Genomic DNA, 20479 nt, shown 5'->3' on the forward strand with positions numbered 1-20479 from the left:
GGAACGTAAGCCGTGAACGCGTGCGGCGCGTCACAGGATCGTAATGGGTTGTGCGTTCGTATCGGACTTGCCGCGTTCGATCTTTGTTCCACCTGCTGCTCTCGACAGCGGAGCATGCAGCTTGGGACCCAACCGTATCTTCGTCGCCCCCGAACAGCGCGATTTCCTCGACCGGGCCGAGGGCTGGCGGAAGGAGTGCATTCGCGTCCTGTCCCGCGCCCCGATCCACTCGCCGGTCTACGTGGCCGCCAGCGGCATCGTGGACGCCATCGACGGGCTTGCGGAGGCCGTCACGGGCGACCGCAAGCACTTCCATCTGACGGCGCCGACCACGCCCGGCGGGAACCTGACGCCGCCCGGGCATCAGGACACCTAAGGTGCCCTCGCCTCCTCTGGCGGCAGTCCGAAATACTGCCGCACTGCAAGGAGGTCGGTTTCGATGCTCATTGCGTCGTTTGGCCCCCATGACGATCCGCGGGTGATCCGGGCGATCAGAGCAAATTTGTCCTCATCTGTGACGGCGTCGCCATCCAAGCCGTGTTTGGCGAACATGGCGGCCCAAGCTCGCGTGACTCGGGGCTCCCAGATGGAGTCATCCTCGGCGAGCCTGCGGTCCAGGTCGGCCCGGTCGACAAAGCCGAGGGCGCGCGCGAACGCGTCGCTGAGGCAGTCAGAGGTGCCCCGTTGATAGTCGCCGCTACCGAAGGCCAGAACCCTCGCCAGAACTGAGATGACGCTCCCCGGCACCTCGGCAGACGAGGTTCCAGTCCTGGCTCTCTCAAGGCGGCTGAGGCGATCCTTGAGCTTCGATGTCATCGCTTCCCTCCAGCGGCCTGTTCCAAGAGGGCGAGGCGCTCCGCAATGTCGGTCACTTCGACAGCGTGGGTGTGAGCATCGACAATCTTGCCGAGCTCCGATGCCTCGGAGGGGGTGAGATCGCCGGCGGCGACAGCCTGCAGCAGCGCGTTCGTGGCCTTCGTCAGGTCCGAGGCCGTCTCAATCGCCGGCAGAGCGAAGGTGATGGGGCGGTCCTTACGGGCCGGCGCGATCCGGTCCAGGCACAGGCGCATCGCGACCGTGTCGCCATCCAATGCCATCTCGACCGCCTTGCGGGTCAACGCTTCGGCCTCGCCCTCCAGCAGGGCCTCGACTGCAAGCGTCGCCTTGTGGCGTGAGCCTTTCGGGCGGCCGGCGGGATTGCCGCTCGCCCCCTTCCTAAACGTACCGGGCTTCGCCACGGCTGATCTCCTGAAATAACTGGCCGAAAACAGGTTGCGGTGGGCTCCGGCGTTCTGCGGCGGCGATCATCGCCCAAACTCCCAGATCGCCACGCCCTGCGGTTGGCCCGGTTTCCGGCGATAGGTCAGAGTACGGAACCGGATCTCGTCGGCCGTGATGAAGCGGACCGGACCGCCGACGGTCAGGACGAGAGCGCCGCAGCAGTCCACTCGGATGATGCCGGCAGTGTGATGGACGCCGAACAGGTCAGCGGTAGACCAGCCCAGCGCATCAGCCTGCTCTCCGAACGTGTCGAGGAAGGCGAGGGCGTTTCCGAACACCGTCGCCCAGTCGGCTGGGCTGTACCCGGGGCATGGAACGCGCTCTGGGGACAGGACTGCGAGCCCGTCGTGCCACTTTCGCAGCAAGCAGCCCGAAATTTTCGCAGAGGCCGTATCGCGAAAAGCTGTTTCTTTTGAGTGTATTAGGGTTCTTTTCGCAGCTTCCGCAACTTTCGCAGGGGTGTACCTGCGCGCCGCCGAACTTTCGCAGAGGCGGGCTGTTTTCCGAGAGGTGGGTTCGCCTATATCTTTGATATTAAAAGAAAAATCTTTCTTTCTTTCTTTATATGGAAGGCCGCGAATGCTCTCGGAACCATCCGAGCCTCCTGCGAAAGCTGCGAAAGTTGCGAAACTTGAGTTAAGGCGTTGGCCTTGCTCAAGAATATCTTTCGCAGGCATCTGCGAAAGTTTCTGCGAAAGTTGGCTCGGATGCTCCCGGCGGGCCTCCGCGAGGGCTTGGAAGGGGTCGAAGAGTGGCCGATGCGACATGCTCAGCCCTCCTCGCCGACGATGCGGTAGGTCTCGCGGAACCACTTATCGTCGATCTGCTGCCGACCGGCCGGCTCGATGGCGCCAAACTCGGTCAGCCTCTCGAGACGGCTCCGCAGGGTCTCAGCATCGGTTCGCAAATGCGCTGGGGCGAGCCGCTGGATTGTGCTTGGCGGCACGATCGCGCCGGCCCCATACTTTTCGCATAGCCATTCCGAAAGTTCGTTCAGGGCCCGGGTCTCTGGATCCAGAACCGCATGGCCTGTGAGGCGCAATGCCTCCTGGAGGTAGAACAACCCTACGGCGCACGCCGCAGCCATCGTCTCGCCGGTGATCTCGCCCTCGCGCACGGCGAGTTCGGGATCCTCAAAGAGCGCCAGGATGCCAGCGATGCGGGCGACGTTTTCGGCAAGCTTCAGGGCGGCCGAGCGAACGGGCAACCATCGCCCGCCGGCTCCGCATTCCTGCTCGACGTTCTGAGCCAGCCCTTGCCAGACTTTCCATGCCTCCGGGGTGAGACCAATGACGGGCGGATGGAGCTCGTTACGTGTGCCATCGCCTAGCGGCAGCGGATGGTTCAGCAGCCGCCGGCACTGCCGGTAGAAGGCTGATAGCCGCGCGTCAGTCCTCGGCTCGGTCTCACGCACCTGGCGCGTGCCAATGGTGCTGTCGGGCATGGTGACGAGGAAGCGGCCGACGAAGCCCTGGTCGCGCGCCAGTTCGTCGCCGAGAAGCGCGGAGGCGACCTTCGGCTGCGCCGCAAGGCTGATCCCGACGCGGCGACCGGTCAGGAACAACGTCTCCCGAGCCCGCACGCGCTGCGCCGATCCCGCATCCCATAGCTCCGACAAGCCAGTAATGGTCCGCGTCTTAGCTTCCTCGCCCATGCCGTGGCCGCCGAGGAATTGGCCGCCTTCGCTGGTGAAGATGCCGATGGAGGCCCTACCCCGCTGGAGGACGTTCAGGAGTCCTTCGAGGTTGGGTTCCTTGGCGCGGATGACGGGCAGAAGAGGCTCGACAGGCTCGCGTAGGTCACGGAGCTTCTGGGTCCGCTCTTCAAGGCCGAGCTTCGTGTCGCGCTCGATGTGCTTTTTCTCGGCTTCGTACGCCGTCTGAGCGATGCGGTACTCTCGTTCGGCTTCGGCATGTTCGAGCCGCATCTGCGCCTCGTGCTGCGAGATCGCATGCAGAGCGAGATCGTCGCATGCGGACTTACGCTCGCCACTTACCGCGATCACCAGCATGAACAGGCTGAGCGGCCTCGGCTGCGGTAACGCCCTGACATCGACGTCGGCCAATCCTTGGCAGGCCAGCATCGCGGCGCTCAGGATCGAGTGCGCGCACAGGGAGCGAGGCGCTTGAACGTGGTACTCAAGCGCCTCGACGGCCGCCCGCATGACGGGCGGCAGATATTCCACCGGGAACACCGTCTCGGAACCAAGAGCCGGCGCGATCTCTAGGCGATCACGCTCGATGACAACGGGCACGAACCCGCGTCTCGGTGAAGGGCGGCTGGACTCTCGCTCCTCAAAACTTCGGCGCTCAATCGGTCGCGCTCGGGATCTCGCTTGATCGATTGCCGCGAGCCCTGCCTCGAAGTGTCTCGCTTTCATGTCGCCCGCCCTCCCCTGGGCTGGCGCCGATCGGCCGCCTGCCTGCGCTCACGATCCCGGGCCTTCTCCGCCTCGATCAAAGCCACGAGCTCCAGACCGTAATTCAGGTGGGCAGCGAGGTGCTTCATCGAGCGCAAGACGTCGAAGTCGTCACCCGACTCGATGCCCAGCATCGCGCTCTCGACGCGGCAGCGCATGATATGCAAGGCGCCGTACAGGTCGTGGCGAACCATGTCTGTGTCGCCAAAAGAGGCAGCTGCGAGCTGCTGAATTTGGACGGGCGCATTCATCGGCTGCCCTCCCGACCCAGGCCGGCTAGGCGGCACACAACCGAAGCGAGCGAGACCGAAAGTCCGAACCGTCGGCTGATGATGCAGATGAGTTGATTTTCGGGAAAATATGCCTGCTCAGCGGGCGCAACTTCCCGATGCGTCGGGTAGGTACCAGACGCCTTTTCTCCGATCTTCGGCATGATCTCAGTCCCGCTCGGACGGCGCGGGGACCCGCAGGGCGCGGTAGGCTTCCAAGATCTCAGGATGCGCGCGCTCGCCGGCTCGGAAAGCCTCGAGCAGATCGTCCCGGCCATCGAGCAGGAGCTGCAGGGCAATCCGATTTACGCGCCAGCGCCCGCGCCCGCCGAGCTTCCGGCCGATGCCATGCTCGTTGACGAGCGCCATGAACGCCCACCGGCCAAGCCCGGTGAGCTTCATGCCCTCGCGGACGCTGATGAACTCGAAGCGATCGATGGGCAGATTAGGAGCGGGAGCGGTGATGCTCGAAAGGCAAGATTGAAGGCCCGATGGCATGGTGGAGGTCCTTGTATCTCCGCCGTCAGGCGAGCGTTCCCTGTGCACACGCACCAGTTCCGCCCTCTAGGAGCGTTGTGTCGCCAGTGGTGATATGCAATAAGAACGCACGCCTCTCGGCGTTCATTTGACAACATTCTGTCCCTGGATTGCACCCCGTGGGACAGTTGCGACTTGCGGACCCGACTGTGTTGAAGGGCTGGCCGGCCCTTTGCACGGCGGGTCTAGTCGTGCTTGTCGCAGAATCAGCATTAGCGCGCGCCTCCCACGAAGTCGAGCGCCTTTCCCGCTAGAACAGAAATATCAACACGATCTTGCGATTCCGTCGACCGATGTTTTCCAGTTTCACAAGCAACGACTCTTCGAAGCGTCGGACTGTCGGAGCGTCGTAAGCTATCCCTAATTTCGCGATTTTCGCGATTATTGCTTCGAACGTCCGGGCGACCGGTCGCAGATACATGGCGAACCCCGGGCGCCAACGCGCCGCTCGACGAGCGAAACTTGGCGCGCCTCTCGCAGCGCCAGCCACCTTGCGAGGGCTGGCGCTGCTTCGGCTGATTGCCAAACGTGATGATAGCCTTGCGGTTAGTGTGTCGCGCGAGAGAGGGGCCGCTCGGGCGCGAAGTCGATCGTCGACCGCTGATGGGCGAGGATGAAGCCGGTGATGTGATGTCGGCCCGTCAGTGAGATGGGACCTGGAGGCCCATGACGAAACAGGCGCCGGCCGCGCCCCGGTGCGATCGGGGCCGCCGGCTCTCGGCTGTTACGCGCCACCCGCCGAGTGGGCGCGGGCCGTCCATGCTAACGACCCGCCTCAACATAGCACGGTCCTGACGTCGACCCAGAGCCCCACAGCGAAGGAGCCTCCAAGCCAGAGAAGCCGGTCGAAGGTCCAACGTGGAGGCTTTCCGAGGTTAGCAAGCGAGGCTGGAGAGTGAGTTCAGGCATCACCTTCTCGGGCGAACACCTCGCCCTTCTGCGCCAAGTGCGCATCAGCTTCGTCAGGCTTCAGTTCCTTTAGGGCGCGATGCTCGGCAAGCAGCCGGCGCATAGTCCGATCCGCATCCGAGCACTCGGCCGGCACGGGTGCGTCGGGGCTGCACGCCTCGATGGTTTCATCGGTTTGCTGATCGACCGTGGCTCGGTCTGTCGGGTTGAGTGTGGCCAACTCTCCGAGCCCGAGTTCCTGGGCGACGTGTGCCGCAATCTCCTCCCGCTTCGCGCGTAGCGCCACGACGTGCGCGGCTGCCTGCTCTCCTGTCGAGCGCCCGACCTGGCGTGCGAGGGTGCGCCGCCAACCAACTGGGAGCGACGCACCACGAAGCCGCATCCGATCCGTGACACTTGCTAGGACAAGCTGCCAGTGCTCCGGGCTCAGCTCGGCGAGCGTCCTGCTCAAGCCGAGGTTTTTTGCCGCGAGCTCGGCGACATCAATCCACTCGTGCGGGAGGTAAGGCTTTTCGGATGGGGCGGGAACGATGGGCGTATCGGGCATGCTGGCCCCTCCAGGTGAACCGAGCCAATAGTAACGCGGCACGTCGCAGCATCGTCAGCATTGCTGAGCTTGAATGCGGTCGGCCTCTCATGATGGTAGGACGCTGTGTCCCTAAATGGCCGTGGTTGATCCCGGCGGAGCACACGCTGCTCCGTCACTGGTCTCCGCCCCCAGATCCCTGAGCAGCGCCGCCAAGAGCCGATCCTCGGTGCTCGTCTCGCTCGCGGCCACCCACCGAGGCGCAGCAAACACCTCAAGCGCTTGGGCGCGTGCGGACAGGCCTCCTCGGGTCAAGGCTCTTGCGCTGACGATTGCATCGACGAGCTGGTCCCGGCGCTCATCGACGTCGTCTGGTTTCGGGCTTTCATCAGTTGGATCAGCCTCAGCCTCGAGAACCATCAGGGCTCGGCAATCCTGGATCAAGCCCGCATCGGCCTCATCACCGATGGTCGCCAGGGCTGCGGTACCTGTCACCACGGGCACTGCTGTAAGAGCGAGGAGCAAACTCCGTCGCGTGTTCGTCATCGACTGCTCCTGAGCGGCGCCGTGCTCCGTTCTCGGAGCACAATCCTCAGTGTGGCCGAGCCGAGTTACCACTGCGTCAGTGCTTCAGCAGCTCAGCCCACTCCATGGTGGTGCGGAACGGGAGCCGGCGCTCTCTCCGAACAGGGGTGCGGTCGGCATCTTCAGTCCGACGCCTTGATCGCCGACGGGCAATCGGTTGAGGGGGAAGCCGTTACCCGCCGGCGACCGCGCACCAGCATGTGCCGGGGCGCCGGTATAAAATACGCCATCGGCACTAATGCAAGTTCAATCGAGCGAACGGGCTAGACGACAGCCCCTCATCTGCCGTCCAGCCCGCTGCGAACACAGCAGAAGGCTCCGCCGCATCGCAGCATTGATGATGCACAACTGATGCTTGCGGGCAATTGGCGACGGTTGCTGGGTTGGGCCTAATCCCTGGAAATCGCACCCATCCCGCCCGTTCGGTTCGGTGACCCAGCCACTCGGCGGTGGCACAACACAGCGAGAGCCGCGGGTTCAGGATCTGCAGGGCGCCGAAGCCGCTGACCAGAACAGGCTCGCCAGGCCGGCGCGGGCCGCTCACTCTGCCGTGGCAGCTTCCTCCTTGCGCCTTTCCTTGCTGGTCCTGGAGGCCGATCGCGCCGCCTCACTCCTGTCTCTGTTGACCTGACCGAGACCCAGGGTCCTGGCGAGTTCCGAGCGTTTGGCCGAGTAGCTCGCCGCCGTAGACGGATAGTCCACCGGCAAGCCGTAGCGCGCCCTGTACGCCTCGAATGAGATGCCGTGCTTCGTCAGGTGCCGCTTGAGCGTCTTGTAGGGCTTGCCATCGATGAAACTGTAGATCGCGTCAGGCGTCACCGACTTCTTGATCTGCGCTGGCGTGAGCGTCTCAACCTGCGGCTCAGCTGAGACGGCTGGCTTGCCTAGGTTTCCGAGCGTCGCGTGCACGGAGGCAATCAACTCCGGCAGGTCAGCTGCCCGCACAGAGTTGTTCGAGACGTAGGCGGACACGATCTCGGCCGCCTTCTCGATCATGCTCGTGTCTGCCAGTGAGGTGATCTCGTCCACGGCGCCCTCCAGATGACTTTTGAGGTTCTAGGCCCCTCAGTTGATCATGCGACAGCGCACAGAAATTTGGAAACAGATATTAGAAATTTAACCGTACGAACAGTTAGGTAAAATCATTCGACTACAGAATAATTATTTTTGATGGCAAGGGCAAGCAGATCAACGTGGGCAATTACGCCCGCTCCGACCCTAATTCGCCGGCGCTAGGGCTGCCGCTCCTGGTGATCCTAAGGCACGTGATTGACCTCGCAGAATGGCAGGGGTAGTCACGCTGCCCAGCGCGAGCGCAGCTTCAGCCTCCGTGGGATCACGCCAGTTCCGGCAGACCGTCTGCCGCGTCAGGTCCGTGGCCTTCGCAGCAGCCGAGACGTCAGTTCCCTCAGCCAGCAGGGTGCGCACCAGCGCGAGCTACGCATCTAGGTCTGGCGCTGCTCGTTCCGCACCCGCTGCAGCCTGATGCGCGACCCTGCGCCAGACGGCCTTCGGTGCCGCTTGACGCCTGCTCTCGAACGCAAGACAAGAGCCATTATCTTGCGTTCGGAGATGGACATGGACGTCATCGTCAACCCGACCGGTTCTTGCGGGACGGCCTGGAGCCTCGATGACCGCCTCGGCCGTCATCTCGGCACGATCCACAAATCCGCGAACGCCTCCTCCTTCGTGATCGAGCCGGAGCCGGCGAGCCAACTCCGCGGCGTCGCGCTGCTGCACGCCTCGCTCGATGAGGCGATGTCCGCCATCGCGCAGAAGATGGCCGGCGCCTGCGAACTCAACAGCCAGGATTGGGACTGAGCCGTGCCTGTCCGGCTTCCTGCGCTGATCGAGCCTGCCGCCGAGCCCCGCACAGATTTCGTCGTGCGCGAGGCCGAGCCGGACGCCGCCTTCGTGGATCTCTGGCTCGGCCGGCAGGCCAGCCCGCACACGCGCCGGAACTACGCCCGGCAGGCCGAAGCCTTCCGGCGCCACGTCGGCAAGCCGCTCGCAGCCGTCACCCTCGGCGACGTGCTCGGCTACATCGAGAGCCTCGACGGTCGCGCCTCGGCCACCCGGGCGAACGCCGTGGCCGTGGTCAAGTCCCTGCTCTCCTTCGCGGCCCAGACCGGCTACCTGCCCCTGAACGTCGGCGCGGCCGTGAAGGCACCCTCGGTCAAGAACACACTGGCCGAGCGCATCCTCGACCAGGGCGAGGTCGTGCGCGCGCTCGCCCTGGAGCCGAGCCCCCGCAACCGGGCGCTCCTCACGCTCCTCTACGGCGCTGGCCTGCGTATCTCGGAAGCCTGCGGCCTACGCTGGCGCGACCTTGTCGCCCGCGACGCGGCCGGGCAAGCGACCGTCTACGGCAAGGGCGGCAAGACCCGGGTCGTGCTGCTCTCGGCCAAGACCTGGGCGCTGCTCGACGCGCTCCGCGGCGCGGCAGGACCGGACGACCCGGTGTTTCGCTCGCGCAAGGGCGGTGGCCCCCTCGACGCCAGCGCCGTGCACCGGGTCGTGAAGGCGGCCGCGGTGCGAGCCGGGCTATCACCCGAGGTATCGGCCCACTGGCTACGGCACGCCCACGCCAGCCACGCCCTCGACCGCGGCGCGCCCGTCCACCTGGTGCAGGCGACGCTGGGACATGCCTCGGTCGCGACCACCGGGCGCTACCTGCACGCCCGGCCCTCCGACAGTTCCGCCCGCTACCTCGGCGTCTAGGAGGACCCGCTCCCGCTGCGGCGCTTGAGGGCAGGCTGCCGGGACTCCGAGGAGATCTCAGATCGGTCCTGAAAGCGTCTTGGGGCCGTACATCGCGCACGGGTAAGCTCGGTGAGTTCCTACTGGAAGAGTGACAGACGTGCTCCGAGTGGCGGTCAGCAGCCGGAGCGGGCCGTTTGCTCTGCCCGTGCCTCTTGCCTGGGAATGCGGCACTTGAATTCAAGAAAAGAGATGACCTCCCGAAGCGGTTTAACACAATTTGTAGTTTGAAATAGGCATTAGGGATGATTGCCATTAATACTTTGCGCGATGCATATGGATAGTCCGGCAGCGAGGTGTCAGCACGCTGCTTGATCTTTAATCGGCGCAATTGAGAGGACTGCTCCAATGTGGGTCGCTGAGATTGTAAAGCCCGGTGCTCACCTGCTCGGTAAGAACGCGTTTTGGGTCGCCGCGCCAGTTGAAGCGTGCGGTTCGGTCAGCAACCTCATTGGCACGACAGTCAACGTAGCGGACAGCACCGGAGAGGTCATCGCGGCAACTACTGTACCCGCTGGGAGGGATCTTCAGGAGGGTGACACAATAGGGATCGTGGTGCGGATGATGACTCCTCAAGCTGCTGGCCAAAGCTCTGCGACCGCCCCGGCTCCTGTAGGCTGAGCTATCACGCCAGTGAGCAAGGCTGCGTTCTCCATTTTCCCCTTGCTCTGCATCGCACGCGGTGAGCCGGCGCAGCGCGTCTCTTTGGCCTCCGCGCAGTCCTGAACCGTCGGCGATCAGCGCCGTTATTCTGACGAGTCTTCGCGGGCTCTCTTTGTCGTTGGCCGGCTGCAGATCGGGAGGGGGAGCTTCGCTCGCCTGACCCGCAGCCGGCTTCTTCGCGTCAGCGACAAACCTCAGCCATCCAGATCTCTATGCCCAGGCAGAGCGCAGCCGGCAGCCGCAGGCTTGGCCATGCGCGGCTGGTATGACAGCGCAAACTAAAGTTTGATTGTGCGCCGAAGGCACCGTGGGATATGCCATGGAGACAGCGCGGCGATGGCGTCGCCGCGCTGGCCCTTCTTGGGCGTTTCCTCCCTAGACTGCGGGCCGCTCTCACTGGGCGGCCCTTTTTCTGTCTGGGTGGCAGGCTTGTAGCGGGTGCTCCGTTCTACCAGCAAGCATCATCTTTCATCGTCCACCGGGAGGTGGCGATTTTGTGCGCAGTCCGTTCCGTTCGGAGAAGATTGTACTCGCCCTGCCGCTCGCCGCGGCCTTTCTTCCCGTCCCTGGTGCGACCTGGAACGGCTCAGCAGCCCCGGCAGATGCCGCCCATGGCCCGCTTCGTGTGAGCGTCCCACCGCTTGTCCTGTGCGGTGCGCGCAGCCTCGTTGCGCTTCGTCGTTTCAGCCGTCTCTCGGGCAGCCTTGTCCGCAGGCTGACCGGGCGCATTCGCCGCGGGCGGGCTTACTGGCGCGCCCGCAGCTCCCAGTGACTCCGGCGTCGGCTGTCGGTGTCCAGGCGGCGCTGCCTGCACAGTGCCGATGACTGCGCTGAATGCGATCAGGAGTGCAGCTGTCCTCATCATGCGACCTCCTCGCAGCCGACGCTGCTGAACGAGCACGCTGGTAGCAGCTTCGCCTGGCAGTGCGCGCCGAGGCTAACGGCGGCAGTCCAGCTGTTGGAAAACAACGGCTTGTGCCCAAAGCCGATCCCGCTGCCACGTCCGCCGCTCGGGCAAGGAGCGTTCTCCGAGCGGCACGCTGGGGAGTAAGGAAACGCTCATGAGACCAGGATCTGGCAAGATCCAGCGTGCTGTCCTCGCCGCCTTCGAGGCGGAGACCGACAACGCGTTCACATCCCAGGAACTGATAGAGCGCGCCTACCCAGGGCTCGGCCGCATCGAGAAGAAGCACCGCGTCGCGATGAGCCGGGCCGCGAAGAAGCTGTGCATGCCGGAGACCGGACTTGCTTGGCTCCGCGGTGGCGGTCTCGGCGGGCGCCTCGTCTTCTTCAACCGCTACAACGTGCTCTCATACGCCACGGGGCGGCTCAAGGCGGACCCGCGCAACGACTACCAGAGCAACGATCCGCGCTGCACGGGCGGCTGTACCGAAGTGGAGTTGCGCAAGGAGATTTCCCCTGGCGGCCGCTGCCACAGGCACGTTGTGCCTGGAGGTGTGTGGTGGCGGCAGGTGCGCTTGTGGACTGCTCAGCGTGACGGAGAAGCCGAGGCCGCGCAGCAACTCGAGGCAGAGCTCGATGGCGAGGGAGCTGCCCTCAAAGCTGGGCAGGTCACGATGTCGGAGAGAGCTGCGCGTGTGGGTTGAGGACTGCCTACGCGACAGCGCGATCCTTGACACGATGCCGCTCGTCGCGCTCACGCTCGACTTCCGCGAGCCGTTCCCGAAGCGTCTCGATCTCGGCGTGAAGCTCGCCGGCATCGACGGCCATCTCGACGCACTGCTCCTGCGCCTCGGCAAGCTGAAGGCGCAGCTCGGCGTTCTCCGTGGCGAGGGCGAGCAACTCAGCCGCCAGTCTCGGGTCATCCGTCATCGAGCTGCCATCAGCCTGCATGACGGCGCCACCAAGGCCTCACGGTGCTGGCTGGACTGAGCCGATCGGCTGAAGATGAAGCTGCCCCGCCGCCCGATCTGATCACGGGCTGGCGGGGCGTGTCGTGTCCACACGACGGGGATCGGGCCGGTACGCAACGTGGCCTGTGGTCAGAGTGCGGTGAGGCGGTTAGCCGAGCATCAACGGGGCGTCGGCGGAGCAGGCTCAAAGCGGGAATGTGCCGAGACCCTGTTGCTCGAGCGCGCTGCAAGCTCATCCTGGATGCACACCACGATGCCGAGCGAGAGCGCGCCCCAGCTCCCGACAGCAGCCAGCAGAGGAAGCCAATGGGCTCTGCGCAGCTGAGTCACGCCGGCGTTTTGGTTTCGCAGAGGCGCGATCCGGCCTGTAGTTTTCTCGGTGACAACGCTCGTCGATAAGTATCCAGCCTCACTCAGTGCCTCTGCGATGGCGGTGTGAAGCGCGTCATGCATCGGATACATGGCCATTCCGACAAGCTGCTCCTGTATCTCTGTAAGCTGGAGGCTAAGCTCCGCGTTCTTGACCCTCAGAGCGTATAGCGTCGGCCGAACTCACTACCTGATCGCTCCAGCTACGGCCGCACTAAGCGCGCTGAGGAGCATCGCGAGGAAAGCGACCGTGATCATGGCTTCAGCCTCCGAACTGTCGTGGTTGGCTACCCGGTAGCTAGCGGCTACCAAACAGCTATCCGATAGCTACCGGGTAGTTTGCGCGCGCTCGAGGAGTTCGGTGGCCCGCTCGAATGTCTCACCGAGGCCCCACCCGTTTGTGTCGGCGATCCGCGTGAAAGCCTCGATCGTCTCCGCGCGGGTCTTGATGTTGAACTGCACGTTTCGCCCTGTGCGGCGGCGCCGCTGCTGAGGAGCAGGACTGTGTGCCGCCTCTATCTTCGCAGGCTCCCGGCTGCGGAAGCCGGCGGCCTCAGCGGCGTGGCGCGTTTGCTCAGGCACTGGCTTGGCAATTGGTGCCGACGGCTTCGTCCAAGCTGCGGGGTCAAAATCGTCAAGCTCATCACCGAAGCCCAGGGGCGGGCGATCCTTCGCGATCGCGCTCATCAGGCGGCTACCCTCGTCCCAGTTGCAGCTCGCAGCTTGCTGATGGCCTCTCCAGCGAACTCGCGGGCGTTCTGGATAGCTTTGTCCAGGTTGCTCACCTGCGACCCGCTAAGCCCTTTGAGGGTGCCGCCGTAGTCAAACAGGTCCCGGTAGGCCGCTCGCTCAACGATCGGTGTGGCGAAGACTTCGACGCCGCCGGCCTGCAGCTGTTCGGAGACGTTGCGCAGGGCTCGCGATGTGACAGCCGCCCCGGTGCGAGTCAGCACAACAGCATGAGCGATCTTGCGCCGGGACATTTTCTCTTGGTTGCGGATGAGGCGGATCGTCTTGGCGCCCCCTTTCGCGTCCATGGACGAGCCCTGGACCGGGATGATCACGAGATCCGACATGCCGATGGCGTTGGACACCATCAGGCTAGCCGTTCCCTCCAAGTCCACGATCACGAACTGTGCGACGCGCTCCGCGGCCTCGATCGCATCGACCACGCTATCCTCGGTTACGTCCGCGATGATGGTGACGTTGTCCGGCTTGCCTGGGAGCCGGGACCATTGGCTGATCCACTTCTCCGGATCTGCGTCGATGATAGCGACAGCGGCGCCCTTGGCGGCGAGTTCGGTGGCGAGGAGGAGTGCCGTGGTCGTCTTTCCGGCTCCTCCCTTGGGGTTGGCAAACGCAATGACGGGCATGTCGCCTCCTCCTGAGCGCGCAGAGGAGGATCCTCGCCGGAAAAGGTTACCAGATAGCTAACAGCTACCGCCCAGCTACTGGCTAGCTATCGGATCGCTAGCTGGTAGCTAGCCAGTAGCTACCAGCTAGCCAACGCTCGCCTCAATCGCAAAAAGCTTAATGTTTTCTGAATTTTGGCTCTCGCTGCTAACCGGATTTTTGAAGCAAATAGACAACACAGCCAGCACCAATTGGCACCTCGGCCGGCGAGGTTGACAGATAAGCTTGACTGTTGTCGGCTACACACGTCGCGCGAACACCCTTTTCGGAGCCTCACCTCAGATCGGAGCGCAAGCCGATGGAAGCTACCTCGACCAAGTTCCCCTACATCGTCGTAGTCCCGTGTTCCGACGACGCTCTGCCGGAGCGGATGTCACACGCCTGGCGCGTCGGGTCGTGCGGGGATGATTGGATCTGGGGGCGGATTGGGGCAGACCACGCGCGTTTCTCGTTCAAGAGCGCGGAGGCCGGCGATACATTCCGGCAAAGTGCGATCGCCGAGGCGGCTACCTTGCCGCTAGGGTAAGACGGCCAACCAAAACAGTCGCAATCCTCCGCCGGACCGAACCTTCATGCCGATCCGGCGCGAGCACCGCTTCTTCTACCCCATCGACTGGCCGCAGCTCTCCGCCGCGATCCGCTTCCGTCGTGCCGGAGGCTGCTGCGAGGGCTGCGGTCGGCCGCATGGGCAGCACGTCTACTGCCTCGGTGACGGCCGCTGGTGGGATGCCGAGATCGGCGCGTGGCGCGACGGACAGGGCAGGGCGGTCAGAGAGCCACCCAGGGCCGAAGATCTCCTAGCCGGCATGAGGCGCACAAAGGTCGTGCTGGCGACCGCCCACCGCGATCACGACACCACCAACAACACGGGTGCGAACCTCGCTGCCTTCTGCCAGCGGTGTCACATGCTGCACGACCGCCCGGAGCATCGACGGAGACGGTGGGCCACGCTGTTCCGGCGGAAGGCACTCGGAGACCTGTTCCGCGGCCCCTACGCGTAGGCGCGCAGGATGTGTGAGCGGTTCGAGCGCCACACCGCGCCTTTAACGATCGATTAACTGTGCCGGCTGGTAGCCTGGCTGGTTGACGGACTCAGCGCCGGCAGCCACCCTCGACCGTTACAGCGCCGCGTGCGCCACCAGGAGATCAGCCGCCACGGAAGCGACCACCTGAAAAAGCATCGGCCCCGAAGGCGCCAACCTTCGAGGCCGAGGACCGATCCCATAGAGACCAGCGGGTACAATCACTCCCCAACAGTCTCACAGGGGCCCTAGAGGGTCAAGGCGGAACGCCAATTCCGCCGACGGTTCTGCTTTGCCTTGTGGACGGGTGTGCCTGACCGGCATCACTCGTCGCCCTGCCGTGGCCCGCAAAGGGCCCGAACAATGTTTGCTGCTCAAATCCGGGAGGCCATCGAGGCTGCACCCCGTGTGAAGCTGCCCGAACTCACCGCCCTGCTCTGGCGTGCCTTCCGAGCAGGGCAGGTGAGCGAGGCCGAGGCCGAGGAGCTGTCTGGCCTGATCGAGCTCAGGAAGGCCGTAGGAGCCGCTCAGACGCTCACCGGATCGGCTTACGTAAAATTACGAAGTCCACTACCCCGGAAGATCCAGCGGCCGCCTGTGCGCTCCGTAGCGATCGAGCGCCGCCGCCGCCTCGCTGCCTCCGGCCCTATGCCCCCGGCTCTCGCAGCACGGTTTACCACGGGCGAGGCGGCCGTGCTCCGGATCGTCGGCGACGAGTGCCGGGACAAGGGCCGCTGCGTCCTACCGCTCGACGCGATCGCCGCGAGGGCAGGGGTGGGCCGCACGACGGCGCAGAACGCCCTCCGGCTCGCCCGACGGCTCGGCATGATCGAGATCGAGGAGCGCCGGCTCACGGGCGCCAAAAACCTGCCGAACCGCGTCACGGTCATCGACCGCGAATGGCGGCAGTGGCTGACCCGCGGACCCAAGGGCATAGGGTTCAAGAATCTGAGCACCACGGAAATCAATGGTTTTCGGAAGGGAGAGGCGGTCGCCGCGAGCCAATCTCGCCTACCGCCAGGCAGCGGATCTGCGAGGCAGAGGCAGACGAAGCCGAGGGCTCAAGCTATGCGGTAGGTGCAGACGCGCGTGCGGTATGCCGAACGCAGCCGACTTCAGCTTGTCACCGAGCGCGGGTATGAGCCGCCTCCTTCCAAACTCGAAGAGAGGCTGCATGACCTTGGCGCCGGTACGCACGGTCTCAGACTGGCGCGCGAGTGGCTACCGCGGCTTGCGTATCCTGCGCTGTCCGCAGTGTGGGAGCGGAACCCACCAGACGTGGGAAGAGCTCGACGCAGAGCCCAACGAAGATGTGGTCGAAGTGGCGCGGCGTGTGCGCTGTCACGGGTGCGAACAGCCCCCGGCCGGCCTTGCCGTGGCCACCTATCGAGATGTGACCGACATCTCGCGTGAGGAGCGGACCATCGGCTCGATCAGCTCCGCTTGAAACCTACAGACCTGCCCCAAGCAATGATGTCCCGCACTGTCTGCCCGTCCCAGTCTACGGTGCAGCCGATGTCGGAGAGCGCATCATCGAGCAGTTCCCGCCAATCAGCGTAGCCGTGGCTCCGCCGCTGTTTCAGCGCCTCGATGATGCATGCCACCTTGCCGTGATCCTCCGGCAGCCCCTGCAAGTGCCAGTAATGCGCGAGGGCGGCGAGGGCGCGTGCGCCGGCAGAATGTTCGAGTGTCATGCCGAATTGTTAAGACATTCTTAACGATCGGTCTGTTGCCGACATGCTGCACTGCATTACAGCGTAGTGCTTGGTACAATCCAATACAATAGATTGTGCGCAAGCTTTATTCGTTGCGTCGCGCAACTACTAACTTACTGTAGGTGGATGCACGACGAGTCGAACCGCGCAATTCAGGACCTTGAGAGGTCAGCGGCTGCCCTGGAGGTGCAGGGTGACCACGCGACGGCGCACGTTCTGCGCGAGCACGCGCGAAGGTGCCGTGAAGAGGTATTGCGGTTCTCTGTCGCCGCGCAACCAGAGCACAGTCCAGTTCCAGCGAAGGTTGCGCATGGCGGTGCAACGCGTCGCGCTCCTGCGTGATCTACGCACGGGCAGCCTTCAGCCGATCGAAGGTCAACTGCCCTGACGACAGGCTCGTGTTTGCCAGCGCGAGAGGGCCGGCTCTCCTGTACCTGATGGAACGTTCTGCAAGCTTGGCCGTTATCCTTGTGCCCGGAAGTCCCTAGTCAGGAGCTGCCTCGGGCGGTGTCAGAAGCACTGCGTCGAGAGTGAGTGGGTCATTGGCTGGATAAACAATAAAAAATTTGCCATAAATGGGAGGAAGTACGTGCGCTTACCTGTCCTGAGCCTCTGTGTACCCATCATTGTATTGGGTAGTATAATTCCTGGATTTGCTGATACGACCGCCCTGCAGCGTGCAGCCTGCACGCCCGATGTCTGGCGCCTCTGCAGCAGCGAGATCCCCGACGTGGCAGGCATCACCGCCTGCTTGCGCCGCGCCAAGCCGAAGCTGAGCCCTGCCTGCCGCGACGTCTTCACTGCAGCAGATCGCACACGCTCTGTCGGTCTATAATGTGACCAAGCCTGCCGTGCCGCAGCCGCGCCTTGGTCAGACCACGCAGGAGCGCTCGGTCCGCGTCGTCCATGTCGGGTCGATCACCGCGCGCTGAGGATCTGAATCTCTGCGGCACGCGTGCATCCCGTTCCCGCCGGTCGGGCCGGCAGTCAGCACTACGCTTGTGTCTCCGTCCGCCGATGCCCTCGCAAATGGCTGCTACAGCCGTGGTAACGCACGTGCGCGTGCAGTCTGTGCCATGAGGATGAAGTCCCGCGTTGTCGGGTGCTGTGGGCCGAGAGGCGTCGTGGGCAAGGCCGCCTCCTCAGGATCCTCGTTCCGCACGGAATGAAGTTCATCCGTGGAGCGAACGCCGAGCAAGCGGAGAAGGCGCGGCGGGCGGGTGGCTCGCGTCAGTACCGACAGCATCACCGCGCCTCCCAAATCACTTTGGAAAAACCATCCTGCCACAGGCCACAAGCGATCTCCTTAAGCATTTGTTAGGTAATTGGCAGACGCATCGGGCTAAATCGGCCGGTAGATGCGCCATCCCATTCTCATTGTGCTGCTTTTCGGTGCGCTGGCCGTGCTGATATTTTTCGCGATCAGTGCAATCGTTGAGCGATTTTCAACGATCTAGAAGCAACCTCAGGCAGCGCAGTGCAATGTGATCAGGATGCAATCTCGTTAATCAAGCCGCAACTCGGTAACGTCCTGTTAACCGTAAACTCGTTTCTCTGATCGCACACAATGTGCGGGCGATGCTGTGACCTACACCGGCCTGACTGCCGCAGAAGATCTGGATACGGGCTGCCCTGTGCCGCTCGACTTGCTCGGACGGATCTATCGGGCCGATCTTGAGATGGTTCCGGACCTCATTGGCACTCTCCCGGAGCGGACTAGAGCGCAGCTTGCGGTCTTTCTCTACGGCCGCAGCCACACCTTCACGCTTGGAGTGCGGATCGCAGCGACCTGCGACGGCTCGGTGCTGCGCCGCGTTGCCGGCCTGATCGGCAACGCCCTCTACGATCTCTCGCGTCAGCAAGGCACGGTGTTGGCCAGCGGGAGCGCACGATCCGTCACGTCGAAGCAGATCAGCCTGGGTGGCCCCCAGCTGCAAGCATAAGAGATGTCGACGAAGCTGACCCTCGCCCAGATGAAGGCCCGGCGGCTCGAGCCTGCTGTACGCGAGCTGCAAGCGAGCGGTGTCACGTCCCTCGTCGGCCTCGCGAAAGGGCTGAACGGGCGAGGTATTCCGCCCGTGAAGGGCAAGGGCACCTGGACGGTGGTCGAGGTGGCTCGGCTGCTGGCGCGCTTCGCGCCGCTCAAGGAAGCAGCCTGAGGCGGCTGCCCGGTAAGCGACGCGGATCTGGGCCATACCTCGCAAGTGGCCTTCGCATAGGACACAGTATGGAGCGTGCTCAGCGACCCGGAGCGACCGATGCGCTGGCCGCACCTCAGAAGACCGGACAAGCCACAACTCCCAGCACGACTCGAACGGTGATACGCGTGCTGGTGCATTTGCATACCTAAATTGCACCATTGTACTTTGGCCTTAGGCTGGACAGCCTATGGCATCTGGCCAAATATACTTACATCATTTCTGTCTCTATTCTGCTCCCGCTCTCGCAAATGGCAGGGTGGAAGCGTATGCCGCGCTACTTCTTCGACATCCATGACGGCGTGTTCCTGCAGGATGAGGATGGCTTAGAGCTTGCCGATCTATCAGCGGCTCGCGCCGAAGCGCGGCGCGCGCTGATGGGGCTGATCTGGCACTGCGACGATGCGAAAGATGCTGCCCACGTGCGCGTGGACGTTCGTTGCGAGGGTGGGCAGCGCCTCCTGGCCGCGACGCTCCTGCTGGTCGTCGAGGACGTCTAGACTGCGTCCCCGCCATGAGCCTCTCGCTCTATGAGCGCCTCTCCGCCATTGCGCGCGCCGAGAGCTTCGCCTTCGAGTTCACACTGGCAGCGGACACCCTCCGCCAGAAGGGGCGGAAGGAGGTTGCTTGGGCGCTCCTGAAGGAGGCGCAGCGCCATACGGCCGAGGCGGAGCGCCTGCGAGTTGCCGCGGCTGACGGCGAAATTCACATCAGGCGCCGCCCCCCTGTCGCATAAGGGCGCTTATGGAACCAGAAAACGTCCTTCCGGACAGTCTCCGGAAGTCGAAATTCCCGCCGCGCTGGCTGCGCCAGTAGAGACATAGAAAAGCCGCCCGCGAAAGGGTCTGCGCGGGCGGCTCCTATACTCACGACGACTGCGGAGCCCATCGCGCGTACAGGCGTTCAGATAAACCCTCTTCCCTAAAGCCGTCCAGCGGAACGCGAGGCTCCAGACCGCCGCTAGCCGGCCTACCGACTAAGGCCTCGATGGCGCAGTTCCGGATCCCGTGTTCGCGCTTCCTGTCGCTGGCAGCGAGCGTGCTTTGTCGAGCAGGGTGGTGGCGGCGTCCACGCAGTCCTTCAGCGTCTCGCGAGGGCCGCATCGGACATGGATCTTCGCATCACCCATCTTCATGTGAAACGAGGAGCCTCCCCCGGATGCGTCGTCTCCATAGCGGCGGCGATGGGACCGCTCCCAATCCTCATTCGGGCGATAGCGCGCATCATCTCTTCTGCTGTCGCCGCGGTCGTATGATCTGTCTCTGTCATCGTCGCGTGATGAGCTTTGAGCGAGCACTGGAAGGGGCAGCACAAGAAGGCAAGCTGCCGCGAGAAGGACCTTACGCATCTGAGCTCTCCACAAATTGAGTCTACGCAACTGGTTCGGCCTACCGGCAGGTTTCGCGGTACTCACGGCAGTTGCCACGGCCACGCTCGCCCAGCTCATCCTTGTAGAGGCAGGCCCGTCGGAGTTCCGCGCAGACATCGCGACGCGAGGGACGTCCACACTCTTCGCGGTAGCGCCGGCAATTGCCCTGCCCGCGCTCACCCAGGACGTCCTTGTTCTCGCAGGCAAGCCGAAGCTCCCGGCAGTAGCCTCCGCCTCTGCCGTACTGCGCCGATGCCGAGACGGGGACCATCAGAAGGAGGGCCGCTGTGGCGGTTGCTAGAAGACAGGAGCGCATCCGGGCATCTCCAAGCGCTAGGATTGGCACTGAGTAGAGCCCCGCCGCCATGCTCGCGCGCGGCCCTATCGGAACTACCGCGCTTGATGGAGGGGGTTCCTGTACGGAGAAGGAGTCAGCTGCACTCTTCCGGTTGTCTGTTCCTCGGCAGCAGGCGGTTGGCGGGGAGGCATCCCGGAGCAGCCAGCCTTAGTCGCAGAGCGTTGTGGCAGGACGTTCGGTATTGCGATTGTTTGTTGGGCTATGCCCCAGCG

At 63.9% G+C, this 20479-nt stretch carries 25 protein-coding genes; 10 read left to right on the top strand and 15 right to left on the bottom strand.

The features are described from left to right. The first annotated feature begins 121 nt into the window (after window positions 1-121). Window positions 122-376, top strand: coding sequence for a hypothetical protein (locus MOX02_RS22885; protein WP_147028141.1), 255 nt, complete (start codon window positions 122-124; stop codon window positions 374-376). Here the strand turns inward: MOX02_RS22885 and MOX02_RS22890 are convergent. From MOX02_RS22890 to MOX02_RS22940, 10 genes are all read right to left on the bottom strand, one after another. Beyond that, window positions 373-816, bottom strand: coding sequence for a hypothetical protein (locus MOX02_RS22890; protein ID WP_147028142.1), 444 nt, complete (start codon window positions 814-816; stop codon window positions 373-375). The two genes, MOX02_RS22885 and MOX02_RS22890, sit on opposite strands and share 4 nt — an antisense overlap. Next, window positions 813-1238: a DUF5681 domain-containing protein gene (locus MOX02_RS22895; RefSeq protein ID WP_147028143.1), complete on the bottom strand. Its 426-nt coding sequence runs from the start codon at window positions 1236-1238 to the stop codon at window positions 813-815. Before MOX02_RS22895 ends, MOX02_RS22890 begins: the two co-directional genes overlap by 4 nt. 66 nt (window positions 1239-1304) lie before the next feature. Then, window positions 1305-2048, bottom strand: coding sequence for a hypothetical protein (locus tag MOX02_RS22900; protein ID WP_147028144.1), 744 nt, complete (start codon window positions 2046-2048; stop codon window positions 1305-1307). A 2-nt stretch (window positions 2049-2050) separates the two neighbouring features. Further along, window positions 2051-3535 (bottom strand): YfjI family protein, encoded by a 1485-nt coding sequence (locus MOX02_RS22905; protein ID WP_170267965.1) that lies wholly within the window; start codon window positions 3533-3535, stop codon window positions 2051-2053. Window positions 3536-3657: 122 nt separating this feature from the next. Further along, complete coding sequence (locus MOX02_RS22910; protein WP_147028146.1) at window positions 3658-3951, bottom strand: hypothetical protein; 294 nt, start codon at window positions 3949-3951, stop codon at window positions 3658-3660. A 186-nt stretch (window positions 3952-4137) separates the two neighbouring features. Beyond that, window positions 4138-4467 carry a hypothetical protein gene (locus tag MOX02_RS22915; protein ID WP_147028147.1) on the bottom strand — a complete coding sequence of 110 codons (330 nt, stop codon included), beginning with the start codon at window positions 4465-4467 and terminating at the stop codon, window positions 4138-4140. 940 nt (window positions 4468-5407) lie between these two features. Then, window positions 5408-5962: a hypothetical protein gene (locus tag MOX02_RS32345; protein ID WP_238179930.1), complete on the bottom strand. Its 555-nt coding sequence runs from the start codon at window positions 5960-5962 to the stop codon at window positions 5408-5410. A gap of 111 nt (window positions 5963-6073) precedes the next feature. Continuing rightward, on the bottom strand, window positions 6074-6487 hold the full coding sequence (locus MOX02_RS22930; protein ID WP_147028148.1) for a hypothetical protein: 414 nt from the start codon (window positions 6485-6487) through the stop codon (window positions 6074-6076). A 579-nt stretch (window positions 6488-7066) separates the two neighbouring features. Beyond that, window positions 7067-7555 carry a Ros/MucR family transcriptional regulator gene (locus MOX02_RS22935; protein WP_373866779.1) on the bottom strand — a complete coding sequence of 163 codons (489 nt, stop codon included), beginning with the start codon at window positions 7553-7555 and terminating at the stop codon, window positions 7067-7069. Window positions 7556-7744: 189 nt separating this feature from the next. Continuing rightward, complete coding sequence (locus tag MOX02_RS22940) at window positions 7745-7954, bottom strand: helix-turn-helix domain-containing protein (protein ID WP_238179929.1); 210 nt, start codon at window positions 7952-7954, stop codon at window positions 7745-7747. A gap of 150 nt (window positions 7955-8104) precedes the next feature. Here MOX02_RS22940 and MOX02_RS22945 point away from each other — a divergent pair, with 150 nt between their 5' ends. The 3 genes from MOX02_RS22945 to MOX02_RS22955 all read left to right on the top strand — a co-directional run bounded on the left by MOX02_RS22945 (window position 8105) and on the right by MOX02_RS22955 (window position 11556). Then, the gene (locus MOX02_RS22945; protein ID WP_147028149.1) at window positions 8105-8347 is read left to right on the top strand and encodes a hypothetical protein; all 243 of its coding nucleotides are present in this window, start codon (window positions 8105-8107) and stop codon (window positions 8345-8347) included. Between the two features lie 3 nt (window positions 8348-8350). Further along, window positions 8351-9247: a tyrosine-type recombinase/integrase gene (locus MOX02_RS22950; RefSeq protein WP_238179928.1), complete on the top strand. Its 897-nt coding sequence runs from the start codon at window positions 8351-8353 to the stop codon at window positions 9245-9247. A 1763-nt stretch (window positions 9248-11010) separates the two neighbouring features. Then, a complete protein-coding gene (locus MOX02_RS22955; protein ID WP_147028150.1) occupies window positions 11011-11556 on the top strand; it encodes a hypothetical protein in 546 nt (181 codons plus the stop codon). Between the two features lie 7 nt (window positions 11557-11563). On the opposite strand, the gene MOX02_RS32350 is transcribed toward MOX02_RS22955, so the two are convergent. The 3 genes from MOX02_RS32350 to MOX02_RS22970 form a co-directional block, all read right to left on the bottom strand. Next, entirely contained in the window at window positions 11564-11782 is a 219-nt protein-coding gene (locus MOX02_RS32350; protein ID WP_147028165.1) for a hypothetical protein, read from the bottom strand. Window positions 11783-12519: 737 nt separating this feature from the next. After that, window positions 12520-12879, bottom strand: coding sequence for a stability/partitioning determinant (locus tag MOX02_RS22965; RefSeq protein ID WP_147028151.1), 360 nt, complete (start codon window positions 12877-12879; stop codon window positions 12520-12522). Next, the gene (locus MOX02_RS22970; protein ID WP_147028152.1) at window positions 12879-13565 is read right to left on the bottom strand and encodes an AAA family ATPase; all 687 of its coding nucleotides are present in this window, start codon (window positions 13563-13565) and stop codon (window positions 12879-12881) included. Before MOX02_RS22970 ends, MOX02_RS22965 begins: the two co-directional genes overlap by 1 nt. A gap of 612 nt (window positions 13566-14177) precedes the next feature. Here MOX02_RS22970 and MOX02_RS22975 point away from each other — a divergent pair. Both MOX02_RS22975 and MOX02_RS22980 read left to right on the top strand, forming a co-directional pair. Continuing rightward, a complete protein-coding gene (locus tag MOX02_RS22975) occupies window positions 14178-14606 on the top strand; it encodes a hypothetical protein (RefSeq protein WP_147028153.1) in 429 nt (142 codons plus the stop codon). Window positions 14607-15089: 483 nt separating this feature from the next. Further along, window positions 15090-15704 (top strand): hypothetical protein, encoded by a 615-nt coding sequence (locus MOX02_RS22980; protein ID WP_174804959.1) that lies wholly within the window; start codon window positions 15090-15092, stop codon window positions 15702-15704. A gap of 356 nt (window positions 15705-16060) precedes the next feature. Here MOX02_RS22980 and MOX02_RS22990 read toward each other — a convergent pair whose 3' ends face one another. Together MOX02_RS22990 and MOX02_RS31480 are read right to left on the bottom strand one after the other, a co-directional pair. Next, window positions 16061-16321 carry a hypothetical protein gene (locus MOX02_RS22990; protein WP_147028154.1) on the bottom strand — a complete coding sequence of 87 codons (261 nt, stop codon included), beginning with the start codon at window positions 16319-16321 and terminating at the stop codon, window positions 16061-16063. 189 nt (window positions 16322-16510) lie between these two features. Beyond that, entirely contained in the window at window positions 16511-16654 is a 144-nt protein-coding gene (locus MOX02_RS31480) for a hypothetical protein (protein WP_170267966.1), read from the bottom strand. Window positions 16655-17925: 1271 nt separating this feature from the next. Between MOX02_RS31480 and MOX02_RS23000 the strand changes: the two genes are divergently transcribed. The 4 genes from MOX02_RS23000 (at window position 17926) to MOX02_RS23015 (ending at window position 19276) form a co-directional block, all read left to right on the top strand. Further along, a complete protein-coding gene (locus MOX02_RS23000) occupies window positions 17926-18285 on the top strand; it encodes a hypothetical protein (protein ID WP_147028155.1) in 360 nt (119 codons plus the stop codon). 3 nt (window positions 18286-18288) lie between these two features. Beyond that, window positions 18289-18501, top strand: a complete 213-nt coding sequence (locus tag MOX02_RS23005) for a hypothetical protein (RefSeq protein WP_147028156.1) — start codon at window positions 18289-18291, stop codon at window positions 18499-18501. 308 nt (window positions 18502-18809) lie between these two features. Next, entirely contained in the window at window positions 18810-19040 is a 231-nt protein-coding gene (locus tag MOX02_RS23010; RefSeq protein ID WP_147028157.1) for a DUF6894 family protein, read from the top strand. Between the two features lie 14 nt (window positions 19041-19054). After that, a complete protein-coding gene (locus MOX02_RS23015) occupies window positions 19055-19276 on the top strand; it encodes a hypothetical protein (protein ID WP_147028158.1) in 222 nt (73 codons plus the stop codon). The last annotated feature ends 1203 nt before the right edge of the window (window positions 19277-20479 follow it).

Origin of the sequence: Methylobacterium oxalidis (assembly GCF_007992195.1) — a bacterium.
Classification (GTDB): domain Bacteria; phylum Pseudomonadota; class Alphaproteobacteria; order Rhizobiales; family Beijerinckiaceae; genus Methylobacterium; species Methylobacterium oxalidis.